Source organism: Kordia sp., from assembly GCF_965224175.1.
Classification (GTDB): domain Bacteria; phylum Bacteroidota; class Bacteroidia; order Flavobacteriales; family Flavobacteriaceae; genus Kordia.
In genome coordinates this window covers 3,842,039-3,862,088 of the sequence record NZ_OZ245041.1, presented here as the reverse complement: position 1 = coordinate 3,862,088, position 20,050 = coordinate 3,842,039, and the positions used below count along the sequence as shown (strand labels likewise).

The window sequence follows — 20,050 nt, the reverse complement described above, 5'->3', positions numbered from 1 at the left end:
AGTTTTATGCCTCTCTCGTGACAACACCACAAAACCACATCGCTAATTAACAATCTAATCAACACATTTTCAAACACTTGATATCATCATTTATAAATACAATCATGATATTTGTAAATATCACGCTATTCACAAATAATTATATTTTCTTACAATACCTGATGTTTTAACTGTATTTAAAAGTTCATTTTTTTAAAATCAATCTTGTGTATATTATGGTTTGATCTTTTTGAAAAACTACCTATAAAAACAGTTCCATTTGGAAGTCATTGTGAGTAAACAACATATTTAGAAAGTTAAAAAACGTCGTTAATGGTTAACTGTTTAATTTTATTGGAGAGAAATCATCAATGTACATATACAAAAAAGCAATGCATAACGCATTGCTTTTATATATCTTATGTGTAATTTATATTAATTCTCATCAAAAATTTTGCTCTTGTATTTATTATATAAGAATGAAATAATCAATAATAATACACCTAAAGAGACAAAAACAATTGTTTTAGAGATTGTTGATAAATGTGCGATATCGTAAAAGAATAATTTAATTAATGTGATTCCGAAAAGAGCGATTGCTCCAATTCGCAGATATCTTTTTTGTTTCCATATTCCTAAAACAATCGCAAATAACGAATACGTTCCCCATAAAATACTCAATCCGAGTTTATCTGATTCAATACTTGATGCCATGTCTAGCCAATGTACAAGTTCACTGCTTAGAATACATAAAGCTGTGAAATGTAAAATACAATTGAAAATGACTTTTAAGTCTTTTGTAATAAACTTTTGACGAACGTACGTATAAGTTACTATTAATAAGAGTATGACAAATAGATATGATATGTAACGAATTATTATCGCCATTACTCCAAGTTCAAAGAACTCTTGTATATATAGATTTCTCAGTGTTGCTAGAATATATAATCCTTGCGTTAAGAAAATGATAATCGCTGCAGCATTTAGATTAAGATTGACATATCCGAGTATTTCATTTTTAATTTTCTTAATATTTACAAATGATAGCACTGATAAGAAAAGTAATGTGTAATTAAGTATCCAAATTGTTTTAAATTTTAAAAACGAGTAATTCTGTCCCTGAAGATATCCATTTGTTTCTTCTCCAGAATCTAAATACAATTGATTCCAATAACTTGATATTTCAACTCTAAAAGTAAAATATACTGTCACAATCAAAATACCTGGCAATATGTATGATAACATTTCTGTTAACGATTTTGAAAGTTGTAATGGAGATGTATATTTTTTATCAAAAAATAGTCTCGTGATGTATCCAAAAATAGCTGTAAAAAACAGTGAATTCACAAAGTTCATATTGAATATCGTTCTAATTCTCACATCAGAATTCGCTCCGTATAGACTTGGATATAAACTTGTCCAATCGTGAATGAGGCTCAAAAAAGCTAATAAAATTAATGGAAATGAAAGTTTTTCATAAATCGCCAACCCTTTTGTCCGTCCAATCCAAAATAAAATGGCTGCTTCTAAAATCCACAACATTGTCACCCAATTTCCATCTAATTCTACAGGAATTGCAATAGTGATAAATGTAATTGCCAATCCAACAATTAGATAAAATAAGTTTTTGTCTATCTCTTTTTGTCTGAATAAAAACAGTGCGATACTTCCATGTAATAATGCATTGAATACTGTAAAAACTCCCAAGTAGTTTTCTGCTACTTCATGGTGATATAATAGTGCATATCCTATAGCATAAAAGAAAAATGTATTTAACAACAATAGTAAAATATCAATAGCCGTATATGCTTCTTTTCTCAATACTTTATACGCTAAAAGCATCATATAAAAAATAACAAAGAATATCGTCAAGAAACTTAGCGCAACTCCAAAATGTGCTGACACAGAATAATTAGTTACATACCAAGAAAAATAGATCAACCAAGTGAATCCGAATGACGAACAGTATAATAGTTTCCAATATTTTTTATATGCAATTACTAAGATTCCAATATTGATAATGGTTATATACGAGAATAACACCAATACATTTCCCGAATCATTACTTAAGAGAAAAGGTATTGCATACGCTCCAACTAAACCTATATGTGCTATGACTTGTCGGTTGTAATGAATTGCTGTGGCGACACCAAAAATAGTAAAGAGTACCATCATTATAAATGCGGGCACTTGCGGTATTAAACCGTAAAAACTATACGCTGCATAGGTAATAAAATACATGATTGTAATAGCACCACTTACCAAAACTGCACTGTAATTTTCGTATTTCTTTTTTAGTTTGATTCCAACACTTAATAACGCAATTCCGCTTAGATAGCCTAAAATAATACGTGTTAACGGACTAATTAAATCGTGTTCAATAGAATATTTTACTCCAATAGAAACACCAATAATCGTAATAATAATTCCGATTTTGTTTAAAACATTTTCACCAATAAACTTTTCAAGATTTGATTTTTGATCCGTATTGTTTGGGATAGATTGTGTGGTATCTGCTGGTGTTTCTGGAATAATCTCCGGTTGTGGAGGCGTAGCAATTGTCTCTTCTACTTTTTCGTAAACTGTTGCTGGCACTTCTGGAATTGAAATTGTTTCCTCAGAAACGATTGGTGTTTCTTCAGTAGTCATTTCAGCAATATCTTCCCATTTTTTTGCTCTGAGTTCTTCTAATTGTTTGCGTAACTCTGAGATTTCTCTGGTAAATTCATACTGCTTTTGTGCCAAAATATCAATTCGTGCCGAAAGTTGCAGAATACGTTCGTTATGTTCTTTCATACTTTTGTTGATTGATTGTGTATGCTTTCACTAATTTTTTGAAGATAAGCACTTTCACTACAAATATGAACAATGTCAGTATCTTTTTAAATTAAGTTTTCATTCAAAAAGGATGATATTTATAGCTCTAAAAAAACATAAATATCTATTCTTTATAGTTTTACAAACTTAAAAACAGTCGATATAGTTACAAAAAACATATCCTGTAGAAATACAAAAAAAGCAATACATAGTGCATTGCTTTTTTATATAAATATTGTTTTCGTAAAATTTACATGTTCATCAACCAAGCACGCATATCAACTTCTTTGTTGATAATACCACGTACATCTTCAATTTTTACACGTTGTTGCTCCATCGTATCTCTATGACGAATAGTTACCATATTGTCTTCTAATGTATCATGATCTACAGTAATACAGAATGGTGTTCCTGCGGCATCTTGTCTACGGTAACGACGTCCAACTGCATCTTTTTCATCATAAATTACGTTGAAATCAAACTTTAAATCGTCTATAATTTTACGTGCAATTTCTGGTAAACCATCTTTCTTCACCAATGGTAAAACGGCTGCTTTTGTTGGCGCTAATACAGCAGGCAAACGCAATACAACACGTTCAGAACCATCTTCTAAAGTTTCATTTACTAATGAATTTGAGAAAACAGCTAAAAACATACGATCTAAACCGATAGATGTTTCTACTACATATGGCACATAGCTTTCTTTGGCTTCATGATCGAAGTATTGTAATTTTTTACCTGAAAATTCTTCATGCTGACTTAAATCGAAGTCCGTACGTGAATGAATTCCTTCTAATTCTTTGAAACCAAAAGGGAATTTAAATTCAATATCTGCGGCAGCATCAGCATAATGTGCTAATTTCTCATGATCGTGGAAACGATAATTATCTTTGCCCATTCCTAATGACAAATGCCACTTCATACGATTTTCCTTCCATTGCTCGTACCATTCTTTTTGTGTTCCTGGTTTTACAAAGAATTGCATTTCCATTTGTTCAAACTCACGTTGTCTAAAGATAAACTGACGTGCTACGATTTCATTACGAAATGCTTTTCCTGTTTGTGCAATTCCGAAAGGAATTTTCATACGACCTGTTTTTTGCACATTGGTAAAGTTTACAAAAATACCTTGTGCTGTTTCTGGTCGTAAATATAAATCCATTGCAGTATCTGCGGAAGCTCCTAATTTTGTTCCGAACATTAAGTTGAATTGTTTTACTTCTGTCCAGTTTTTAGAACCTGTCATCGGATCTGCAATTTCCAATTCTTCAATCAACGCTTTTACATCTGCTAAGTCTTCATTTTCTAATGATTTCCCTAAACGCGAAAGAATGGTATTTATTTTTTCTTGGTAGCCTAATACACGACCGTTCGTAGATATAAATTCTTCTTTATTGAATGCTTCTCCAAAACGTTTTGCTGCTTTTTTGACTTCTTTTTCAATTTTAGCTTCAATTTTAGCACAGTAATCTTCTACTAAAACATCTGCGCGGTAACGCTTTTTTGAATCTTTGTTATCAATTAAAGGATCATTAAACGCATCTACGTGGCCAGAAGCTTTCCAAGTTGTTGGATGCATTAATATTGCAGCATCAATTCCTACAATATTTTCATTCATCTGAACCATTGCTTTCCACCAATAGTCGCGAATATTTTTCTTTAACTCTACTCCATTTTGAGCATAATCGTATACAGCACTTAAACCGTCATAAATTTCACTCGATTGAAATATATAACCGTATTCTTTTGCGTGCGATACTACCTTCTTAAATTGATCGTCTTGTTTTGCCATGGCGCAAATATAAAACGTTTGTGTATCAGCTACAAGCTATTTTTGCGCGATGTATACAAAAGCTGGTGGAATATTGAATGCTTCAAACGATAACTTTACTTTATCGTTAAACACTTCTTTTAATTTTTTGTAGTACGTAAGACTGTATTGGTATTGGACAAACAAGCTATTTTCAACCATTGCAGCATAGGAATTCGCTAAAATTCGATCACTTATTTCTGTTGGAATATTGGTTAATGGCAAACTAGAAATGATGCAATCTGCCTTGTCAAAACCATGTTTTTTTAGAATTGGCGTAATGTCTTCAGCAGAAACTTTTTCTATAATTAACTGTGAATGTTTGATGTTTTCGAGAGATTCAAAAAACTTATCGTTAATCTCAAAAGCAATCAACTTTGTATGTGGTTGTATTCTTTTTAAAATTTCTTTGGTGATGATTCCATTTCCAGGACCAAACTCAACAATAACCTTTACCGTAGAAAAATCTATATTTTTTACAATTCTTCGGGATAAAAATCGTGAGCTTGGGAAAATAGTTCCCGAAGTTTTAATATCGCGTATTGCTTCTCTGAAAAATTTTAATTTATCCAAATGAAGAGACTTTTAATGCTTTTTTTGATGATGAATTTTGAATGTGACGCGAAGTAAAGAAATTATTCAGAATTTATAATGCTTTTTCAACCGATTCTTTTCTTTTTTTAACAAGAATGTGAAAACTATTGACTAATAAGTAGTATTCATTGATTCTGTAGACATTCCTTGATGAAATGTTTCTTGCAATCGATGATTGTTTTTTCTTAGTTCGAGCATTTCTCTTCTGTACTTTATGATAGATTCATAATCTATAATCGTATTCTTTAAACTATTTAATAATTTAACAGCTTTTTCTTTTTCTATATTGATTTCCTCAGAATGTATTTTGTGATGACTTGCAATGTGTGTGTAATTTTTAATAATTACTTCTAATTCTTCTTGCACTAATATCTTTTCTTTGTCTAAGTAATCGTTTTTTTGTCTGTTGTCTTTATAATTGAACACAGAAATGAGCACCATAGACACAGTCATTGCAGAAAGCGCAATTAATAATATTTTTTGGATTGTATCTTTTGTAGCTCTACTCATAAAAAAAGTAGTATTTTTAAATCTAATTTCTGTTAAAAATTAATATTTTCAGTTGGCAAATATATTAAATAATATTCTTTCTTCCTTTTTTCCAAAGACTTGCTTAGCTTGTTCTGACAAACTTATGCATCAAGAGCAGCACATTTGTACGAAATGCCTACACAATTTACCATATACGGATTTTCACAAGCATCGGCAAAATCCTGTAAAACAGACTTTTTACGGCCGCGTTCAAATAGAAAATGCCACTGCTTTATTACACTACAAAAAGAATGGAATGGTACAACAGTTATTACATCATTTAAAATATAAAGGCAGACAAGAAATTGGAGTCTTATTAGGAGATTTACTTGGTCAAGAACTAAAAAAAGAAGTTTCATACAATACCATTTCACACATCATTCCTGTTCCATTACACAAAAAACGATTATACAAACGCGGTTATAACCAAGTAACAACTTTTGGTCAACAACTTGCCAATCATTTGAACGCTATGTATACAGACGATATTCTGATCAAAGTTAATCATACCAAAACACAAGCCTTTAAAAAACGGGCTGCACGTTGGCTTACGACACAACATTCTTTTGAAATTGCTGATACTTCAACATTAGCCGAAAAACACATTCTACTCGTTGACGATGTTATTACGACTGGCGCTACTTTGGAAGCTTGTGCAAATGCGCTAAAAAAAATACCAAATATTAAAATTAGTGTAGCAACTATGTCAATAGCAAGTTAAAACCTTCGTTAGTACCAAAAATAATTAGTTAATTTGTACCGCATCATTTTAATTTAGTGAATGAAACAACGTTTTATATATCTTTTTTTAGTTGCCATAGCACTACTATCAGTAGTTAATTGTGCGAAGCGTGGAACTCCTACAGGTGGAAAACCTGATAAAACACCACCAAAAATGGTAAAAGCACAGCCTGAGGAATTCAGTACTAATTTCGATAAGAAACGAATTCGCATTTATTTTGACGAATACATCAAGGTAAAAGACATTCAGAAACAACTTATTATTTCTCCACCAATCAAAGAAGGCGGTTATATTATATATCCGCAAGGAAGTGCTAGTAAATATATAGATATTCAAATTTTAGATACGTTGCAGCCAAACACAACGTATTCATTCAATTTTGGACAAAGTATTGTTGATAATAATGAAGAAAATCCATACGATTATTTTAAATATGTGTTTTCGACAGGTCCATATATCGATTCTTTAGAAGTTACCGGAACGCTCAAAGATGCACTTAAAATTGGTCCAGAAAAATTTGTTTCTGTCATGTTATTTGAGATAGATTCTACGTATACTGATTCTACTATATATAAAAGAACACCAACATATATTACCAATACGTTAGATAGTTTAAAGGAGTTTAAATTGTCTAATTTACGTGCTGGAAAATACAAAATGATTGCACTAAAAGATGCATCAAATAATTATGTTTTTGATCCTAAGTTTGATAAAATTGGATATGTTGAACAGGAAGTCACAGTACCAACAGATTCTGTCTATTCAATCACATTATTTAAAGAAATTCCTGAGTTTAAAGCTACACGTCCAGCACAAGTTTCAAAAAATATGATTGTTTTTGGATATGAAGGAAAAGTAGATAGCATGAATATTAAAATCAACTCTGAAGTTGCTGCTGATTTTCGCTATAAAACTACACAAGATCCAGAAAAGGATACATTACGCTATTGGTATGAAAACTTAAAACCCGAAACAGATTCATTATTATTTACTGTTTCTAAAGGAAAGTATAGTAAAGATTTTACCGTGAAACTGAAAGAAATGGAAAGAGATTCTATGAAACTTTCTACAAATTTTAGAGGAACAATTCCAACAAATGGAGATTTCAAAATTGCAGCAAATACACCAATCGCAACTGTAAATGATCAATTAATTTCTATTCAAAATAAAGACTCTATTCCTGTCAAATTCACTTCAAAATTCAATGAAGAGAAAAACAGTTTGGATATCTTTTTTGAGAAAAAAGAAAGTCAACGTTATACAATTACGATGCTTCCAAAAACCATTACTGATTTTTATGGTGAAGTGAATGATACATTAAATTATACTTTATCTACTAAAGCAGATAAAGATTATGGAAACATCCGATTATCATATCCAGGTAAAGAATTTCCTGTTATTGTACAAGTAGTAACCGAAAAACTAGAAGTAATTGCCGAAGAATACCTAACAGAACCAAAACCTTATTGTGAGTTTCCATTTATTGAACCACAAACTGTGTATTTCCGCGTAGTGTATGACACAAATAAAAATGGAAAATGGGATACTGGAAATTACTTAAAAAACATACAGCCTGAAACTGTAAAATATTTTCCAGGAAAGCAAAAAGTACGAGCTAATTGGGACGTAATTGAAGAGCTGATTAAGTTAAGATAAACGCATCTTTATCATTCAAGAATTTTAGTTTGTTACGATAGGTTTCTATATGAGATTTTGTCAAAGTAACGATTTCCGTTTCTTCTTTATTTTCAGCTATATTCGTGACTTTTTCACCCAATACATCATAGGCAGCACAATGCCCAGGATATTCATGCGAATTTGCATCCAATCCTACTCTATTAACACCAATACAATAACTCATATTTTCAATAGCACGCGCTTTTAGTAATGCGTCCCATGCGTTGATTCGTGGTTTTGGCCAATTGGCAACATATAATAAAACATCATAGTTTTCTACATTTCTTGCCCAAACTGGGAAACGCAAATCGTAACAAATAAGCGGGCAAATATTCCAACCTTTATAGTTGATAATATTTTTAGATGTTCCAGCAGTATATACTTCATGTTCGCCTGCCAACGTAAACGTGTGTCGCTTATCGTAGCTTTCAATTTCTCCTGAAGGCAACACAAATATCAAACGATTGTAATGATTTCCATTTTCTGAAATTACCAAACTTCCTGTAATTGCTACATTTTTAGTTTTTGCTAACGTTTTTATCCAAGTAATGGTTTCACCTTCCATAGTTTCTGCAACAGCTTGCGGATTCATTGTAAAACCAGAGGTAAACATTTCTGGCAATACAATCACATCAACAGTTTCTGAAATTGCATTCATTTTTTCTTCTAATTGAATACGGTTTTGCGTAGGATGTTCCCAAATTAAGTTGGTTTGTACAAGTGCTATTTTTAATTCTTGGTTTTCCATTTGGTATGTTGGTATGTTGGTATGTTGGTATGTTGGTATGTTGGTATGTTGGTATGTTGGTATGAAATTACAAAAATATAAGATCAATAGCGGAATGTTAATTATGGTTTTTCCGTAAAGAGATCATCATATATTTTAATACCTTGATTTACAATCAATTTAAAAATAATAATCATGTTAAAAAACCTATTAGAAATCGGAAAACCCTTAAACAAAGTAGAACAACAAGCTATCAATGGCGGAGGAATTTGTTGTAGCTTTATCAATGAAGATTGCTGTCATATTAGCAAGCCTTGGGATGATTAATCTTATTAAAAAGCAATGATATGTTAGAAAAATTTAAAAAATTCGAAATTCAAAAACCAGAAACCATCAGCGGAGGAAACATTATAGCTCAAATGAGAGCTGAAAACCGTAAAAATTAAAATGACAAGCGAACTTTGGTTCGCTTTTTTTAGGATTCAACTTTTTAATTGATATCTAATACTTCAAAGAGTCTTGCTTTAAACGTTCTTCCTATTGGAATCCGCTTGTCGTGAATATACACTTCGTTTCCTGTAATTTTATCCACATGATCTTTGTTTATCACAAATGATTTATGAATTTGAATGAATTGATTTTCAGGCAATTTCTCTTTCCATGTTCGCAATGTTCCTATGAAAGATAATTTTTGTTGGTTGCTGACCAATGTGAGATAATTTCGTTCAGATTCGACATAAAATATTTCTTGAAATTGTATTTTATGAAACGTTTTATCTACATTCAAAAACAAAGTATTGGATGCTTGTTTTTGCACTTCTCTTTCTACAATTTTTGGTTGTAAACGTTGTATTTTTTGAATTGCTTTTAAGAAACGTTCCAAAGAAAATGGCTTCACTAAATAGTCAATAATCGTTTCAAACTCAAAACTTTCCACAGCATAATCTGGATAGGCTGTTGTCATAATAATTGTAGGCGGATTTTTGAGTGTACGCAAAAAACTTAACCCAGAAATATCAGGCAAATTAATATCTAAAAAAATCAAGTCAATTTCTTCTGAATGTAAAGTATCATAGGCTTTTAAAGCAGCATTAAATGTTCCTATCAATTCTAAATAGGACACTTTAGCAATGTAACTTTTTAGAATACGTTGCGCAGGAATTTCATCTTCTATTATAATACACTTTAGTGGATGTTTCATGTCAATTGTAATTTCAAAGTTACACGATACTTGGCTTTCGCTTCAATATGTAATTCATATTTATCTTTATAAATCAACTCTAAACGCTTTTTAAGATTTTGCAATCCAATTTGCTCTTCTGCTGCTATTTTGGTGGCATCAAATTCATTTGTACACACACATTCTAACACATTATTTTCTACTGAAATATGAATATCAATAGTGGTATCAATTGTACTGTGTTTAAACGCATTTTCAATAATTGTAATTAATAAAAGTGGCGCAATATCATAATTAAATTGCACAATACTTTTTTGATATGTAATCGTTTTGATTCCTTCGGTACGTATCTCTTGAAACGCAATGTAATTATCAATAAAAGTAAGTTCTTTTTCTAGCGGAACAAATGTCGCATTGCTTTCGTACAATACGTGTTTCAGATTATTAGACAACATCAAAATCAACTCAGGAACTTGCGCTGGTTTTTCCAATGAATACGAATAAATTGTGTTCAAATTATTAAACAATACATGCGGATTTATCTGTGATTTCAAGAATTTCAATTCCATTTCTGTATGCTTTCGTTGAATTTCTTCTACTTCATCTTTCTTTTCTAAATAGCGAAACAACATCCAAACAAAAGAGAAAAAGATAATTGGCACAATAGTTTGCCATACATAGTCTGACAAGCATTTTGCAACACTACAACCGCATTGCGCAAATACGTTGCAATATAATTGTGTCGCCAAAAAACTGATCAACGCAATGATGAGAATATATAATGTATACCATTTTTTCTTTTCAAAATATGGTAACAACGCAAAGTCATTCACATATACAATAATGACAAGAATAGATAAATATTGAAGAAACGGATTTTCTGCCCAATAATAATCTGAAAAGTAAAACAGCGAAACAAAAACGAACAAGGTCCAAAATAAAATGTGGATCAGGATTTTAGAAATTTTATGATTAAAGAAATTCATGGAGCTGTTTTTACAAGCAATCAAAGTACTAAGAAACGTAGAATTCGTCAAATATAAATGGACAAAATACATGCTTTGCTGTACAAACTTCCATTTTTACGAAAAGAAATACCTCTTTTACAAGAATGCCGTTTATAAAGGTATTCACGTAGATTGTGAACTTTTTTGGTATTCCATTTTTGATTGTCTGAGTTTTGAATCATCAATTTAAAATCAACCAAAAGATGAACAAACTATTTATTTTTGCGCTTGTATTTTTTACATTACAATTTACAAGTGCGCAAAACGTGAATCAGGTAACAAAAGACGCCAGAGGACGCGATATGATTTTAGGAGAAATCACCAAAGAAGGATTTACTTCTAATTCTTTTAATTCATGGTTTTCAAAAAATTACGAAGCCTATGAACCTGATGCAAAAATCATAAAAAAACTACAGCGAAAGCTTAAGAAATATACTATTACTGTTTTTATGGGAACTTGGTGTGGCGACAGCAAACGTGAAGTTCCAAAGTTTTATAAAGTACTAGAAGCTGCTAATTTCTCTGAAGACAAATTGCGTGTTGTTGGTTTAAATAACGCTCGATCCAACTACAAACAAGGTCCAAATGGTGAAGAAAAAGGCTTGAACATTCATCGTGTTCCTACATTTATAGTGTATGACAAAAAAGGAAAAGAAATAGGACGTATTGTAGAACATCCTGTAGAAAGTTTGGAAGCCGATTTGTTGAGAATTTGCAGAAAGAAATCTTATGAGCACAACTATCAAGTTGTCACAGAGCTCCATGAGTTGTTCAAGAAAAAAGGAGCAGATTATGTTGTTAAAAATCAAGAGAAAGTGGCCTCTAAATTACAGAAACATTCAAAAAGTCTAAAAGAATTAAATACCTATGGTTATGTGTTGCTTCGCGCGAAAGCGTATACAAAAGCAATTGCGACTTTTACAATAAATACACAGCTATTTCCAGAGAATAAAAATGGATATGATAGTTTGGCAGAAGCATATTTTGAAACCGAAGATTATCAAAAAGCTACAAAATATTATTCAAAAGTATTGGCTATCGATGCAAATGACAAAAATGCAAAAACGATGCTCTCAAAAATGAAAAAATAAAATATTTCAACGCAAAGTTTGTTTAGAAAAGCAGCGCATCTCTACGTGAGATTTAGCGTTGCTTTTCGCTTTTTAAAACCAAAATTAATGTGACATTTAAAAAAAGAATCAAAGCTATATTCGTCGGCGAAGAATTATTAGTATTTTTAACAATGTCTGTTCCTTTAAAAATTTAACTCAGTTCCTACCATATTTTTTTAAATAATACAGCATCAACGAAATACGTTTTTAGACTACAAACACACTTTATGAAATTGCCGCTTTCTAAATTTTTAACCTGTGTATTATTTTTAATCGTTCATAATTTTTCGTAGGCACAAGAACTTTCCAAAGATGCTTCTTTAGGTGAAATGTATGAATTTGTGATAAAGCAAAAATTTTCAGATCCAGAAACGGCTCGTAAAAAAGCTGAAATTCTTTTACAAAAAAGTGAAGTTGAAAACAACTTAGAATTTATCTTTAAAGCTTATTATCAACTCGCACGAATCGCCAATATTCAAGGTGATTACAAAACAGGACTTCAATTTGCTGAAAAAGCTGTAATTGCTGCTGAAAAAACAGGAAATAATGTATTTTCATCAAAAGCATTAATGACACAAGGAAATGCACATGTATATCTTGGCGATGATGAAACTTCCTTAGCATATTATTTTAAAGCCTTAGAATACGCTAAAAAAAGTGAGCATGTTTTGAGTCAAATTATGGCACGAGAAAATCTTGCTAAAGTAAAACGCAACGTACATTTAAATGAAGAAGCTTTACAAATGTTTCAAGAAAACTTCAAATTATGCAAACAGCATAAGCTTGAAAAAGAAACAATTGGAATCAACACCTATTTAGGATTGACAGGTACTTTTTTAACCTTATCACAACCCGATTCTACACTTTTTTATGCAAAACCCGGACTTAGCTATGCTTCTGCAAATAAAGACGAAGAAGGAGAAAGCTATTTTTATATTGATATGGGAATTGCTCATTATATGAAAAGTGATTTTCAAAAAGCAATCATGTATTTAAATAAAGCGACAGTTATTACGCTTAGTTTAAAAAATAAAAAACGTCTAGTGGAAGTGTATTATTATATCGGAAAATCATATGTAGGACTAAAACAGTATGCGAAAGCAATTGATTTTTTAGAATTGACGAAACAAACTGCTTCAAACGAAAATAATAATAAAAATATTCTCAAATTCAATCCGCATATTTTACTAAAAACCCATGAAACTCTTGCTGATATATATAAAAGCCAAGGCGCAATTAAAAAATCGAATGCAAGTTTTGAAGCATACAAAGCTTTGGATAAATTAAAAGATATAGATAGAACCCGTGTTTATGAAACATTACTTAACAATGTTAATAAAGAAAACAAAGAGTTGAGTACATCTGAATCGCAACTAAAAGACACCGTAAAAATTGTTTCTATTCTTGGAGTTCTTGTATTAATTTGTTGTGTATTTTTTATTTTAAAATTCATCAATGCTCGCAAAAAGAATAAGCTTATTTTCGAAAAATTGATGCAAAAAATAGAAACAGAAAATCATCAAAAGAAGAAAAAAGATGTAACCATTCAAGACAAAAAAGTACAAGAAATTTTAACGCGTTTGGATAAACTCGAAACTTCTTTATACTTTTTAAGTAGTAATTGTTCTTTGCAAAACGTAGCAAAAAAGATCAAAACGAATACAAGTTATCTATCTAAAATAGTTGGCACATATAAACAGAAGAAATTCACAGAATACATCAATGAACTTCGTATTCAGTATGTACTAAAACGATTAAAAGAAGATTCTAAATTTAGAAAGTACTCCATCAAGAATATCGCAGAAGAAATAGGATATAAGAGTACCAATTCATTTACCAAACATTTTAAAGCACACACGAAATTGTATCCTTCTTTCTATATTCAAACTTTAAATGATAAAGAAAAAAACAGTGACGCAAATTCATAAATTTGAGTTATTCACATCTAACAGTATACTCTTTGACGCATAAATTATGTTTATTTTCAATCGTGAAACTTTAACTTTAAATAATACATTATGAAGAAAAAAAAGGTAAATATTATCCACTTACGAAAGCAATTAATTGCAAATATGGAAGTAAATAATTTAAAAGCTCTAAAAGGAGGAACGAGCGGATTGCCATGGCAAAATCCAACTCGAAGTTGTTTCTTTAATTGTGGAGAAACTGGCGGACAAACAGGTCCTTTGTGTCTTACTGGAAATCAAACAAACTGTCAATAATTTAATATTCACATGTTACAAGAAAAGCTTCTCTTTTGAGAGGCTTTTTTTTATGCAGAAAAATCTTAAAAGAAGATGAATGTATTTTATTATTAGTACTTTTAAAATTCTTTATTTTAATGCTAGTAAAAGTTTTTTTGAGATGCTACGAGTGAATACATTTTGGAGTTTTATTGTTTTTACATTGATCTTTTTTACTGGATTTTCTCAAGAAATGCCTGAAGATGCTACTTCTGAAGAAATAGTAACATTTATCGTAAAACACAAACTTTCCAACCCAGATTTAGCTAAAAAATACGCTAAGATTTTACTAGAAAAAAGCAAAAAATCCAATAATATCAAAGGTATATTTAATGCACATTTTCAAAATGCACGTATTGCCATGATTGAAGGAAATTACTCCATAACAATTCAATATTGTGACTCTGCAATTATGAATGCTCAAAAGCTTAAAAATGATGTATCACTAGCTGATTCTTACTTAACTAAAGGAACTGCCATCGTTTATCTTGGTGATAACAAAAAGGCTTTAGAAATGTATTTGAAAGCTTTAGATATTGCTAACAAACTAAATGACATACAATTAAAAATTAAAGCGAAAGCTAATATCGCTAAGATTAAAAGACGCATGGAGTTTTTTGATGAAGCTTTAGAAATTTATAAGAATAATGTACGACTCGCAGAAAAGCATCAATTTGAAGATCAATTGATTGCCATTAATTCATACATGGGCGTTGGTGGTACATTTTTACGTTTAAAAAAACCAGATTCTACCTTGCATTATGCTAAAATTGGTTTACAAAAAAGCTTAGCAATTAATGACGATGAAGGTGTCAGCTATTTTTATATAGATATAGGAATCGCATATTTTATAAAAGGTGATTTTGAAATTGCTATTGATTATCTTAAAAAAGCAGAAAAAATCACTAAAGACTTGAACAATCAAAAACGATTAACTGAAATTTATTATTATATCGGAAAGTCATATTATGAACTTAAATCATACACAAGGGCAATTGAATTTTTAAGTAAAGTTGAAGCCATTGTTGCTGTGAAAAATAAAAAGATAGCCAATAGTTTTAATCCACCAGAGTTAATAGGAACCTACCGATCTTTGGCAAACTCATATGAAAAACTCGAGCAAAATGATAATTACCTAGCATATACTCAAAAATATATAGAATTAAACAAATACAATAGAACGCAAAATATTGAGGTTATTAAAGAATTATATGAAACTATTCGCAAAGAAAATGACAATCTTTCCACACGTACTTCCAAATTAGAAAATAGCTTAATTTATGTATTACTCTTCGCTTTTTTTGCAGTTGGATTGTGTGTTTATTTTCTGTATAAATTGACCAAAACGAGAAAACAAAACAAAGCTACTTTCGAAAAATTAGTTTCCCAAATAGATACCAAAAACTCAACAAAAAGAAAAACTGATTTTACGATCGAAGATAAAAAAGTGGAAGCCATTTTAGAACGTTTAGAAAAGCTAGAAGAAGCACTCTTTTTTCTGAATAGCAATTGTACATTACAAACACTTGCTAAAAAAGTGAAAACCAATACAACCTATTTATCTAAAATTATTAGTTCTTATAAACAGAAGAAGTTTTATGAATATATTAATGAATTACGCATCGAATATGTATTGAAACGTTTAAAAGAAGATTCTAAATTCAGAAAATATTCTATCAAGCATATTGCTGAAGAAATTGGTTATAAAAGCACAAATTCATTCACTAAATATTTTAAAGCGCATACAAAACTATATCCTTCGTATTATATTAAAAATCTTGAAGATAACACAGAAAACAACACCTCAAATTAAGTAATTTGAGGTTCAAAGCCTTCATTAAACATACATTTCGAAGAGAAAATAAACTATATTACTTTCAATATTTAACAACCCATAAACCTTTAAACATGAAAGTAAAGAACAATAAAAAAATGTATTTCAAAAAAGCAGTCATTGCAAAAATGAATACTCAAAGCATTAAAGGCGGCACAAGGTCTTTTCAACCAGGTCATATACCAACCTCTGGACTAGAAAGTCACTGCGAAGATGTAGTCTGTTATTAATGAATATAATTAATAATTCACATGTGAAAAACCGGAAGCAAAACTTCCGGTTTTTTTATATTCTGTTCCTACATTTTCTTATTACTACACTTTACCTCAATTCCTTTAATTTTTAGCTCTCTTGAGTTACGCTTTCTTTTTTTCGTTGGATACAAAAGCTACATTGAGATCAATAAATTTTTAATCAACCACAAATATTTTTAGTATGAAAACTCAAAAATTAAAATCATTGAAATTGGTAAAAGCTTCTGTAGCAAATTTAGATGCTAGTAAACAAGAAAAAATTGTTGGTGGAGCAACAGGTATTACAGATTGCCCAAGCCGAACTTCTATGTGTATTACGTCTTGTCACGTACATTAATATTGAAACCAAAACTTAAAAATTTTTAACCATGAAAAAAAAGAATTTTAAAAACTTATCGCTTAACAAGAATGCAGTTTCTTCGTTAGCTCCTGAAAACGTAAAAGGTGGACGATTTTCTGAAGGATTCATTTGTGACTCACGAGAACCAGAATTTTGTAACTGGACCTACAACAGATGGTGTTACAACACAGGATCACCAGGAATTTGTACTGCGCCAAAATAGTAGATATTCTATCAGATCAAAAAGAGACTGTCTAAAAAGTAATAAAAAATGTCATTCTGAATTTAATTCAGAATGACATTATGCTGATTTTCAAAGGTTATGAGAAACCGAATCAAGTTCAGTTTAACGGAAATTCAACTTTTTAGACAGCTTTTTATATCTTATTTAAAATTTTTGCCGCTTCCGCTAATGTTTCTTCTGTTTTTGCAAAGCAGAAACGTAGTAATTTATGATCTTCTTTATTGGTATTGAATACAGAAAGTGGAATGGACGCTATTTTGTGTTCCCGCGTGAGTCTTTTTGCAAATTCTGTATCCAATTCATCTGTGATATTTTCATATGAAAGTACTTGGAAATATGTTCCTTGTGATGGCTTCCATGTGAAACGTGAACCTTGGATCGCATCTAAAAAGAAATCACGCTTTTGTTGAAAAAATGCTGGTAATTGCAGATAGTTTTCTGGAGTTTTTAGATATCTACCTATGGCAATTTGTGTTGGATGATGTACTGAAAACACATTGAATTGATGTACTTTTTTAAATTCATCCATCAATTCTTTTGGCGCTACACAATAGCCAATTCTCCAACCTGTATTATGAAAAGTTTTCCCAAAAGAAGCCGTAATAAATGTACGTTCTGCAAGTTTTGGAAATAACGCTGCGCTTTGATGTGTTTCTCCATCAAACACAATATGTTCATAGACTTCATCACTTAGTAAAATAATGTTTGTGTCTTCTAAAATAGATGACAATTCCAACATATCTGCTTTTGACAATACTGTTCCACTTGGATTGTGTGGCGTATTGATAATCATCAGTTTTGTCTTGTTGTTAATTTTACTTCGCACTTCATCCCAATCAACAGAAAACTCTTTTCCTTTCAATTGAATTGGCACTACTTTTCCGCCATGTACTTCTACAGCTGGCGCATAACAATCATAAGCTGGTGTAAATATGACAACTTCATCTTTTGGACGTACAAACGCGCTTATAATGGTAAAAATAGCTTCTGTTGCTCCAACTGTAACCACAACTTCCGTATCTGGATTGTAATTTCTTTGATACAAATACGCAATTTTCTCTGCAATAGCTTCTCGTAATATAAAAGCACCAGGCATTGGCGCATATTGATTGTAATTCTCTTTCAATGCTTGCTGTACCATTTCTATCAGTTTTGAATCTGAAGGAAAATTGGGAAATCCTTGCGACAAATTGATTGCATTTTCTTTGGCAGCCAATTGACTCATGACTGTAAAAATTGTCGTTCCTACATTAGGCAATTTGGAAGTATGTTGTATCATCTGGTTTTCATTACTCGTTGCTGATTGTTTCAGAAAATTATGAATTCGTGCTTTATTTACCATAAACACGGCACCATATATTTCTGCCAAGTAAAAGTCGTGAATTCCGTTGATTTTTTATAATGAAAACATAAAAATATATATTGAATACTTCTTATTAAAAGCATTTTGTTTAGAAGAAAAAAGCGAACCGAAGTTCGCTTGAAAGTTTAATTACTGGAATGAACAGCCACCAGCTACTTTAGTCCAATCGCACAATACCCAAGTAGGACATGTAATTTCAGTTTCAGGAGGTGAACAAATTCCTCCAATACAAGAAAAATAAGAACTTCCTTCTTCTCCTACTCCTCCGCCATGTGCTCTTACAGCATCATCTAATGAAGAGATTGACTTCTTGTTTAAACTCAACGATTTTAAATTTCTTTTTTTCATAATTTTCAGTTATTATGTTAATAATTGAAACTAAAATAGAGAATCGGAAACGTAAAAAATACTGTTGTATGTCGTCATTATTTAAATACGACTATAAAAAACAAACTCCAACTTTGTATATGGTTGGAGCTTTAGATTGTTATTTATATTACTTAAAAAGTTTCTAGTATTTCTTCTAAACTTTCAATGATTGGATCAACATTCTTGTTGTTCTTTTTTTGCTTTTTTCGCATCATCACAAAACCTACAAGTAAAATCCAAATGTACGTTGCGCAATAAGCGATTAGTTTGGTTTGGAAACTTGCTTCGTGTAAAACGTCTTGAAAATAGATTGTCATTCCTACAGCAAGCATTACAAGATATACAGGCATAAACACATTGGTAATCCATCTGAAATAGCGTAATTTTTTTAACATTTTTGTTGCAAATGCTTTCATATTTTCAGAGATATCATTTGGTGTTCGCCAAAATAATACACGATACCACATCATGCCCAAAGTGACTGTGAGTAAAATAGACATAAATGCTAATCCTAGATAAAAATTATCTGAACGTTCTTTAAAGAGGTTTGCATTCCATAGCCATAAAAACACCGAAAATACAAACGCAAATGAAATACTCATCAATACGTTTCCTATGATAATTTTTCGCTGTAGTTTTTTGAGTTTTCCAAGTAATGAATCACTCGCTTCTTTGCGTTCGGTTTTGTCTGTAGAAACAGATTTCCAATCGTTTACGATGTCGTTAAAATCATTCATTATTGTATATTTTTAAAAGTCGTTTTTTGATTCTGTTAATTCGTACACCAACATTATTGGTTTCTATTCCAATGATCTCAGCAATTTCTTTGTAACTGAGCTCTTCAAGTACCAAACTGATAATGAGACGTTCATCTTTTTTAAGTTTTTGCACACATTGCATGAGTTTGTTGACTCGGTTTTCTTGTGCTTGCCGTTCTGTATCAATGGCTTCTTCAAAAGTATCTGGCAATTCATTATTGAATAGTTGTATGTGTTTTTTATTATGTCGATTAAATGTAATCGTTGTATTGAGTGTGACACGATACAGCCATGTGGTTAGTTTTGCATTTCCTTTGAAGTTTTTAAGTCCATTCCAAACGTTTATCAACACTTCTTGATACAAATCATCTACCAAATCTTTTTCGTAGAGATATGCGAGACAAATTCGATATATTTTGTCTTTATGATGTGTAATGATTTCTTGAAAATAATCTTCTCGCATCAGATA

At 30.9% G+C, this 20,050-nt stretch carries 20 protein-coding genes; 9 read left to right on the top strand and 11 right to left on the bottom strand.

Annotation, left to right across the window (positions count from 1 at the left end):
* Positions 1 to 414: 414 nt before the first annotated feature.
* The 4 genes from ACOQOS_RS16720 to ACOQOS_RS16705 all read right to left on the bottom strand — a co-directional run bounded on the left by ACOQOS_RS16720 (position 415) and on the right by ACOQOS_RS16705 (position 5,710).
* Positions 415 to 2,775 (bottom strand): DUF2339 domain-containing protein, encoded by a 2,361-nt coding sequence (locus ACOQOS_RS16720; protein WP_420571616.1) that lies wholly within the window; start codon positions 2,773 to 2,775, stop codon positions 415 to 417.
* 271 nt (positions 2,776 to 3,046) lie between these two features.
* Positions 3,047 to 4,588: a glycine--tRNA ligase gene (locus ACOQOS_RS16715; protein WP_420571615.1), complete on the bottom strand. Its 1,542-nt coding sequence runs from the start codon at positions 4,586 to 4,588 to the stop codon at positions 3,047 to 3,049.
* Between the two features lie 36 nt (positions 4,589 to 4,624).
* The gene (locus ACOQOS_RS16710; RefSeq protein ID WP_420571614.1) at positions 4,625 to 5,179 is read right to left on the bottom strand and encodes a class I SAM-dependent methyltransferase; all 555 of its coding nucleotides are present in this window, start codon (positions 5,177 to 5,179) and stop codon (positions 4,625 to 4,627) included.
* Between the two features lie 132 nt (positions 5,180 to 5,311).
* Positions 5,312 to 5,710 (bottom strand): hypothetical protein, encoded by a 399-nt coding sequence (locus ACOQOS_RS16705; protein ID WP_420571613.1) that lies wholly within the window; start codon positions 5,708 to 5,710, stop codon positions 5,312 to 5,314.
* A gap of 124 nt (positions 5,711 to 5,834) precedes the next feature.
* Between ACOQOS_RS16705 and ACOQOS_RS16700 the strand changes: the two genes are divergently transcribed.
* Positions 5,835 to 6,452 (top strand): ComF family protein, encoded by a 618-nt coding sequence (locus ACOQOS_RS16700; RefSeq protein ID WP_420571612.1) that lies wholly within the window; start codon positions 5,835 to 5,837, stop codon positions 6,450 to 6,452.
* A 60-nt stretch (positions 6,453 to 6,512) separates the two neighbouring features.
* Positions 6,513 to 8,129, top strand: a complete 1,617-nt coding sequence (locus tag ACOQOS_RS16695; protein WP_420571611.1) for an Ig-like domain-containing protein — start codon at positions 6,513 to 6,515, stop codon at positions 8,127 to 8,129.
* On the opposite strand, the gene ACOQOS_RS16690 is transcribed toward ACOQOS_RS16695, so the two are convergent.
* The gene (locus ACOQOS_RS16690) at positions 8,116 to 8,898 is read right to left on the bottom strand and encodes an amidohydrolase (RefSeq protein ID WP_420571610.1); all 783 of its coding nucleotides are present in this window, start codon (positions 8,896 to 8,898) and stop codon (positions 8,116 to 8,118) included. The two genes, ACOQOS_RS16695 and ACOQOS_RS16690, sit on opposite strands and share 14 nt — an antisense overlap.
* Positions 8,899 to 9,072: 174 nt before the next feature.
* On the opposite strand from ACOQOS_RS16690, the gene ACOQOS_RS16685 reads away from it, so the two are divergent.
* Complete coding sequence (locus ACOQOS_RS16685; RefSeq protein ID WP_420571609.1) at positions 9,073 to 9,204, top strand: hypothetical protein; 132 nt, start codon at positions 9,073 to 9,075, stop codon at positions 9,202 to 9,204.
* A gap of 163 nt (positions 9,205 to 9,367) precedes the next feature.
* On the opposite strand, the gene ACOQOS_RS16680 is transcribed toward ACOQOS_RS16685, so the two are convergent.
* Together ACOQOS_RS16680 and ACOQOS_RS16675 are read right to left on the bottom strand one after the other, a co-directional pair.
* A complete protein-coding gene (locus ACOQOS_RS16680) occupies positions 9,368 to 10,078 on the bottom strand; it encodes a LytR/AlgR family response regulator transcription factor (RefSeq protein WP_420571608.1) in 711 nt (236 codons plus the stop codon).
* Positions 10,075 to 11,043: a sensor histidine kinase gene (locus ACOQOS_RS16675; protein ID WP_420571607.1), complete on the bottom strand. Its 969-nt coding sequence runs from the start codon at positions 11,041 to 11,043 to the stop codon at positions 10,075 to 10,077. Before ACOQOS_RS16675 ends, ACOQOS_RS16680 begins: the two co-directional genes overlap by 4 nt.
* A 224-nt stretch (positions 11,044 to 11,267) precedes the next feature.
* Between ACOQOS_RS16675 and ACOQOS_RS16670 the strand changes: the two genes are divergently transcribed.
* The 6 genes from ACOQOS_RS16670 to ACOQOS_RS16645 all read left to right on the top strand — a co-directional run bounded on the left by ACOQOS_RS16670 (position 11,268) and on the right by ACOQOS_RS16645 (position 17,070).
* Positions 11,268 to 12,155, top strand: a complete 888-nt coding sequence (locus ACOQOS_RS16670) for a thioredoxin family protein (RefSeq protein WP_420571606.1) — start codon at positions 11,268 to 11,270, stop codon at positions 12,153 to 12,155.
* Positions 12,156 to 12,517: 362 nt separating this feature from the next.
* Entirely contained in the window at positions 12,518 to 14,104 is a 1,587-nt protein-coding gene (locus ACOQOS_RS16665) for a helix-turn-helix domain-containing protein (protein ID WP_420571605.1), read from the top strand.
* A gap of 90 nt (positions 14,105 to 14,194) precedes the next feature.
* Positions 14,195 to 14,398, top strand: a complete 204-nt coding sequence (locus tag ACOQOS_RS16660) for a hypothetical protein (protein ID WP_420571604.1) — start codon at positions 14,195 to 14,197, stop codon at positions 14,396 to 14,398.
* 142 nt (positions 14,399 to 14,540) lie between these two features.
* Positions 14,541 to 16,232, top strand: coding sequence for a helix-turn-helix domain-containing protein (locus tag ACOQOS_RS16655; RefSeq protein WP_420571603.1), 1,692 nt, complete (start codon positions 14,541 to 14,543; stop codon positions 16,230 to 16,232).
* A gap of 456 nt (positions 16,233 to 16,688) precedes the next feature.
* Positions 16,689 to 16,844, top strand: a complete 156-nt coding sequence (locus ACOQOS_RS16650) for a hypothetical protein (RefSeq protein WP_420571602.1) — start codon at positions 16,689 to 16,691, stop codon at positions 16,842 to 16,844.
* Between the two features lie 31 nt (positions 16,845 to 16,875).
* Positions 16,876 to 17,070 carry a hypothetical protein gene (locus ACOQOS_RS16645; protein WP_420571601.1) on the top strand — a complete coding sequence of 65 codons (195 nt, stop codon included), beginning with the start codon at positions 16,876 to 16,878 and terminating at the stop codon, positions 17,068 to 17,070.
* 154 nt (positions 17,071 to 17,224) lie between these two features.
* On the opposite strand, the gene ACOQOS_RS16640 is transcribed toward ACOQOS_RS16645, so the two are convergent.
* The 4 genes from ACOQOS_RS16640 to ACOQOS_RS16625 all read right to left on the bottom strand — a co-directional run bounded on the left by ACOQOS_RS16640 (position 17,225) and on the right by ACOQOS_RS16625 (position 20,044).
* Positions 17,225 to 18,367, bottom strand: coding sequence for a methionine aminotransferase (locus tag ACOQOS_RS16640; protein ID WP_420575157.1), 1,143 nt, complete (start codon positions 18,365 to 18,367; stop codon positions 17,225 to 17,227).
* A 216-nt stretch (positions 18,368 to 18,583) separates the two neighbouring features.
* Positions 18,584 to 18,802 carry a hypothetical protein gene (locus ACOQOS_RS16635; protein WP_420571600.1) on the bottom strand — a complete coding sequence of 73 codons (219 nt, stop codon included), beginning with the start codon at positions 18,800 to 18,802 and terminating at the stop codon, positions 18,584 to 18,586.
* A 152-nt stretch (positions 18,803 to 18,954) separates the two neighbouring features.
* On the bottom strand, positions 18,955 to 19,560 hold the full coding sequence (locus tag ACOQOS_RS16630; protein ID WP_420571599.1) for a hypothetical protein: 606 nt from the start codon (positions 19,558 to 19,560) through the stop codon (positions 18,955 to 18,957).
* Positions 19,553 to 20,044 (bottom strand): RNA polymerase sigma factor, encoded by a 492-nt coding sequence (locus ACOQOS_RS16625; protein WP_420571598.1) that lies wholly within the window; start codon positions 20,042 to 20,044, stop codon positions 19,553 to 19,555. Before ACOQOS_RS16625 ends, ACOQOS_RS16630 begins: the two co-directional genes overlap by 8 nt.
* Positions 20,045 to 20,050: the final 6 nt, after the last annotated feature.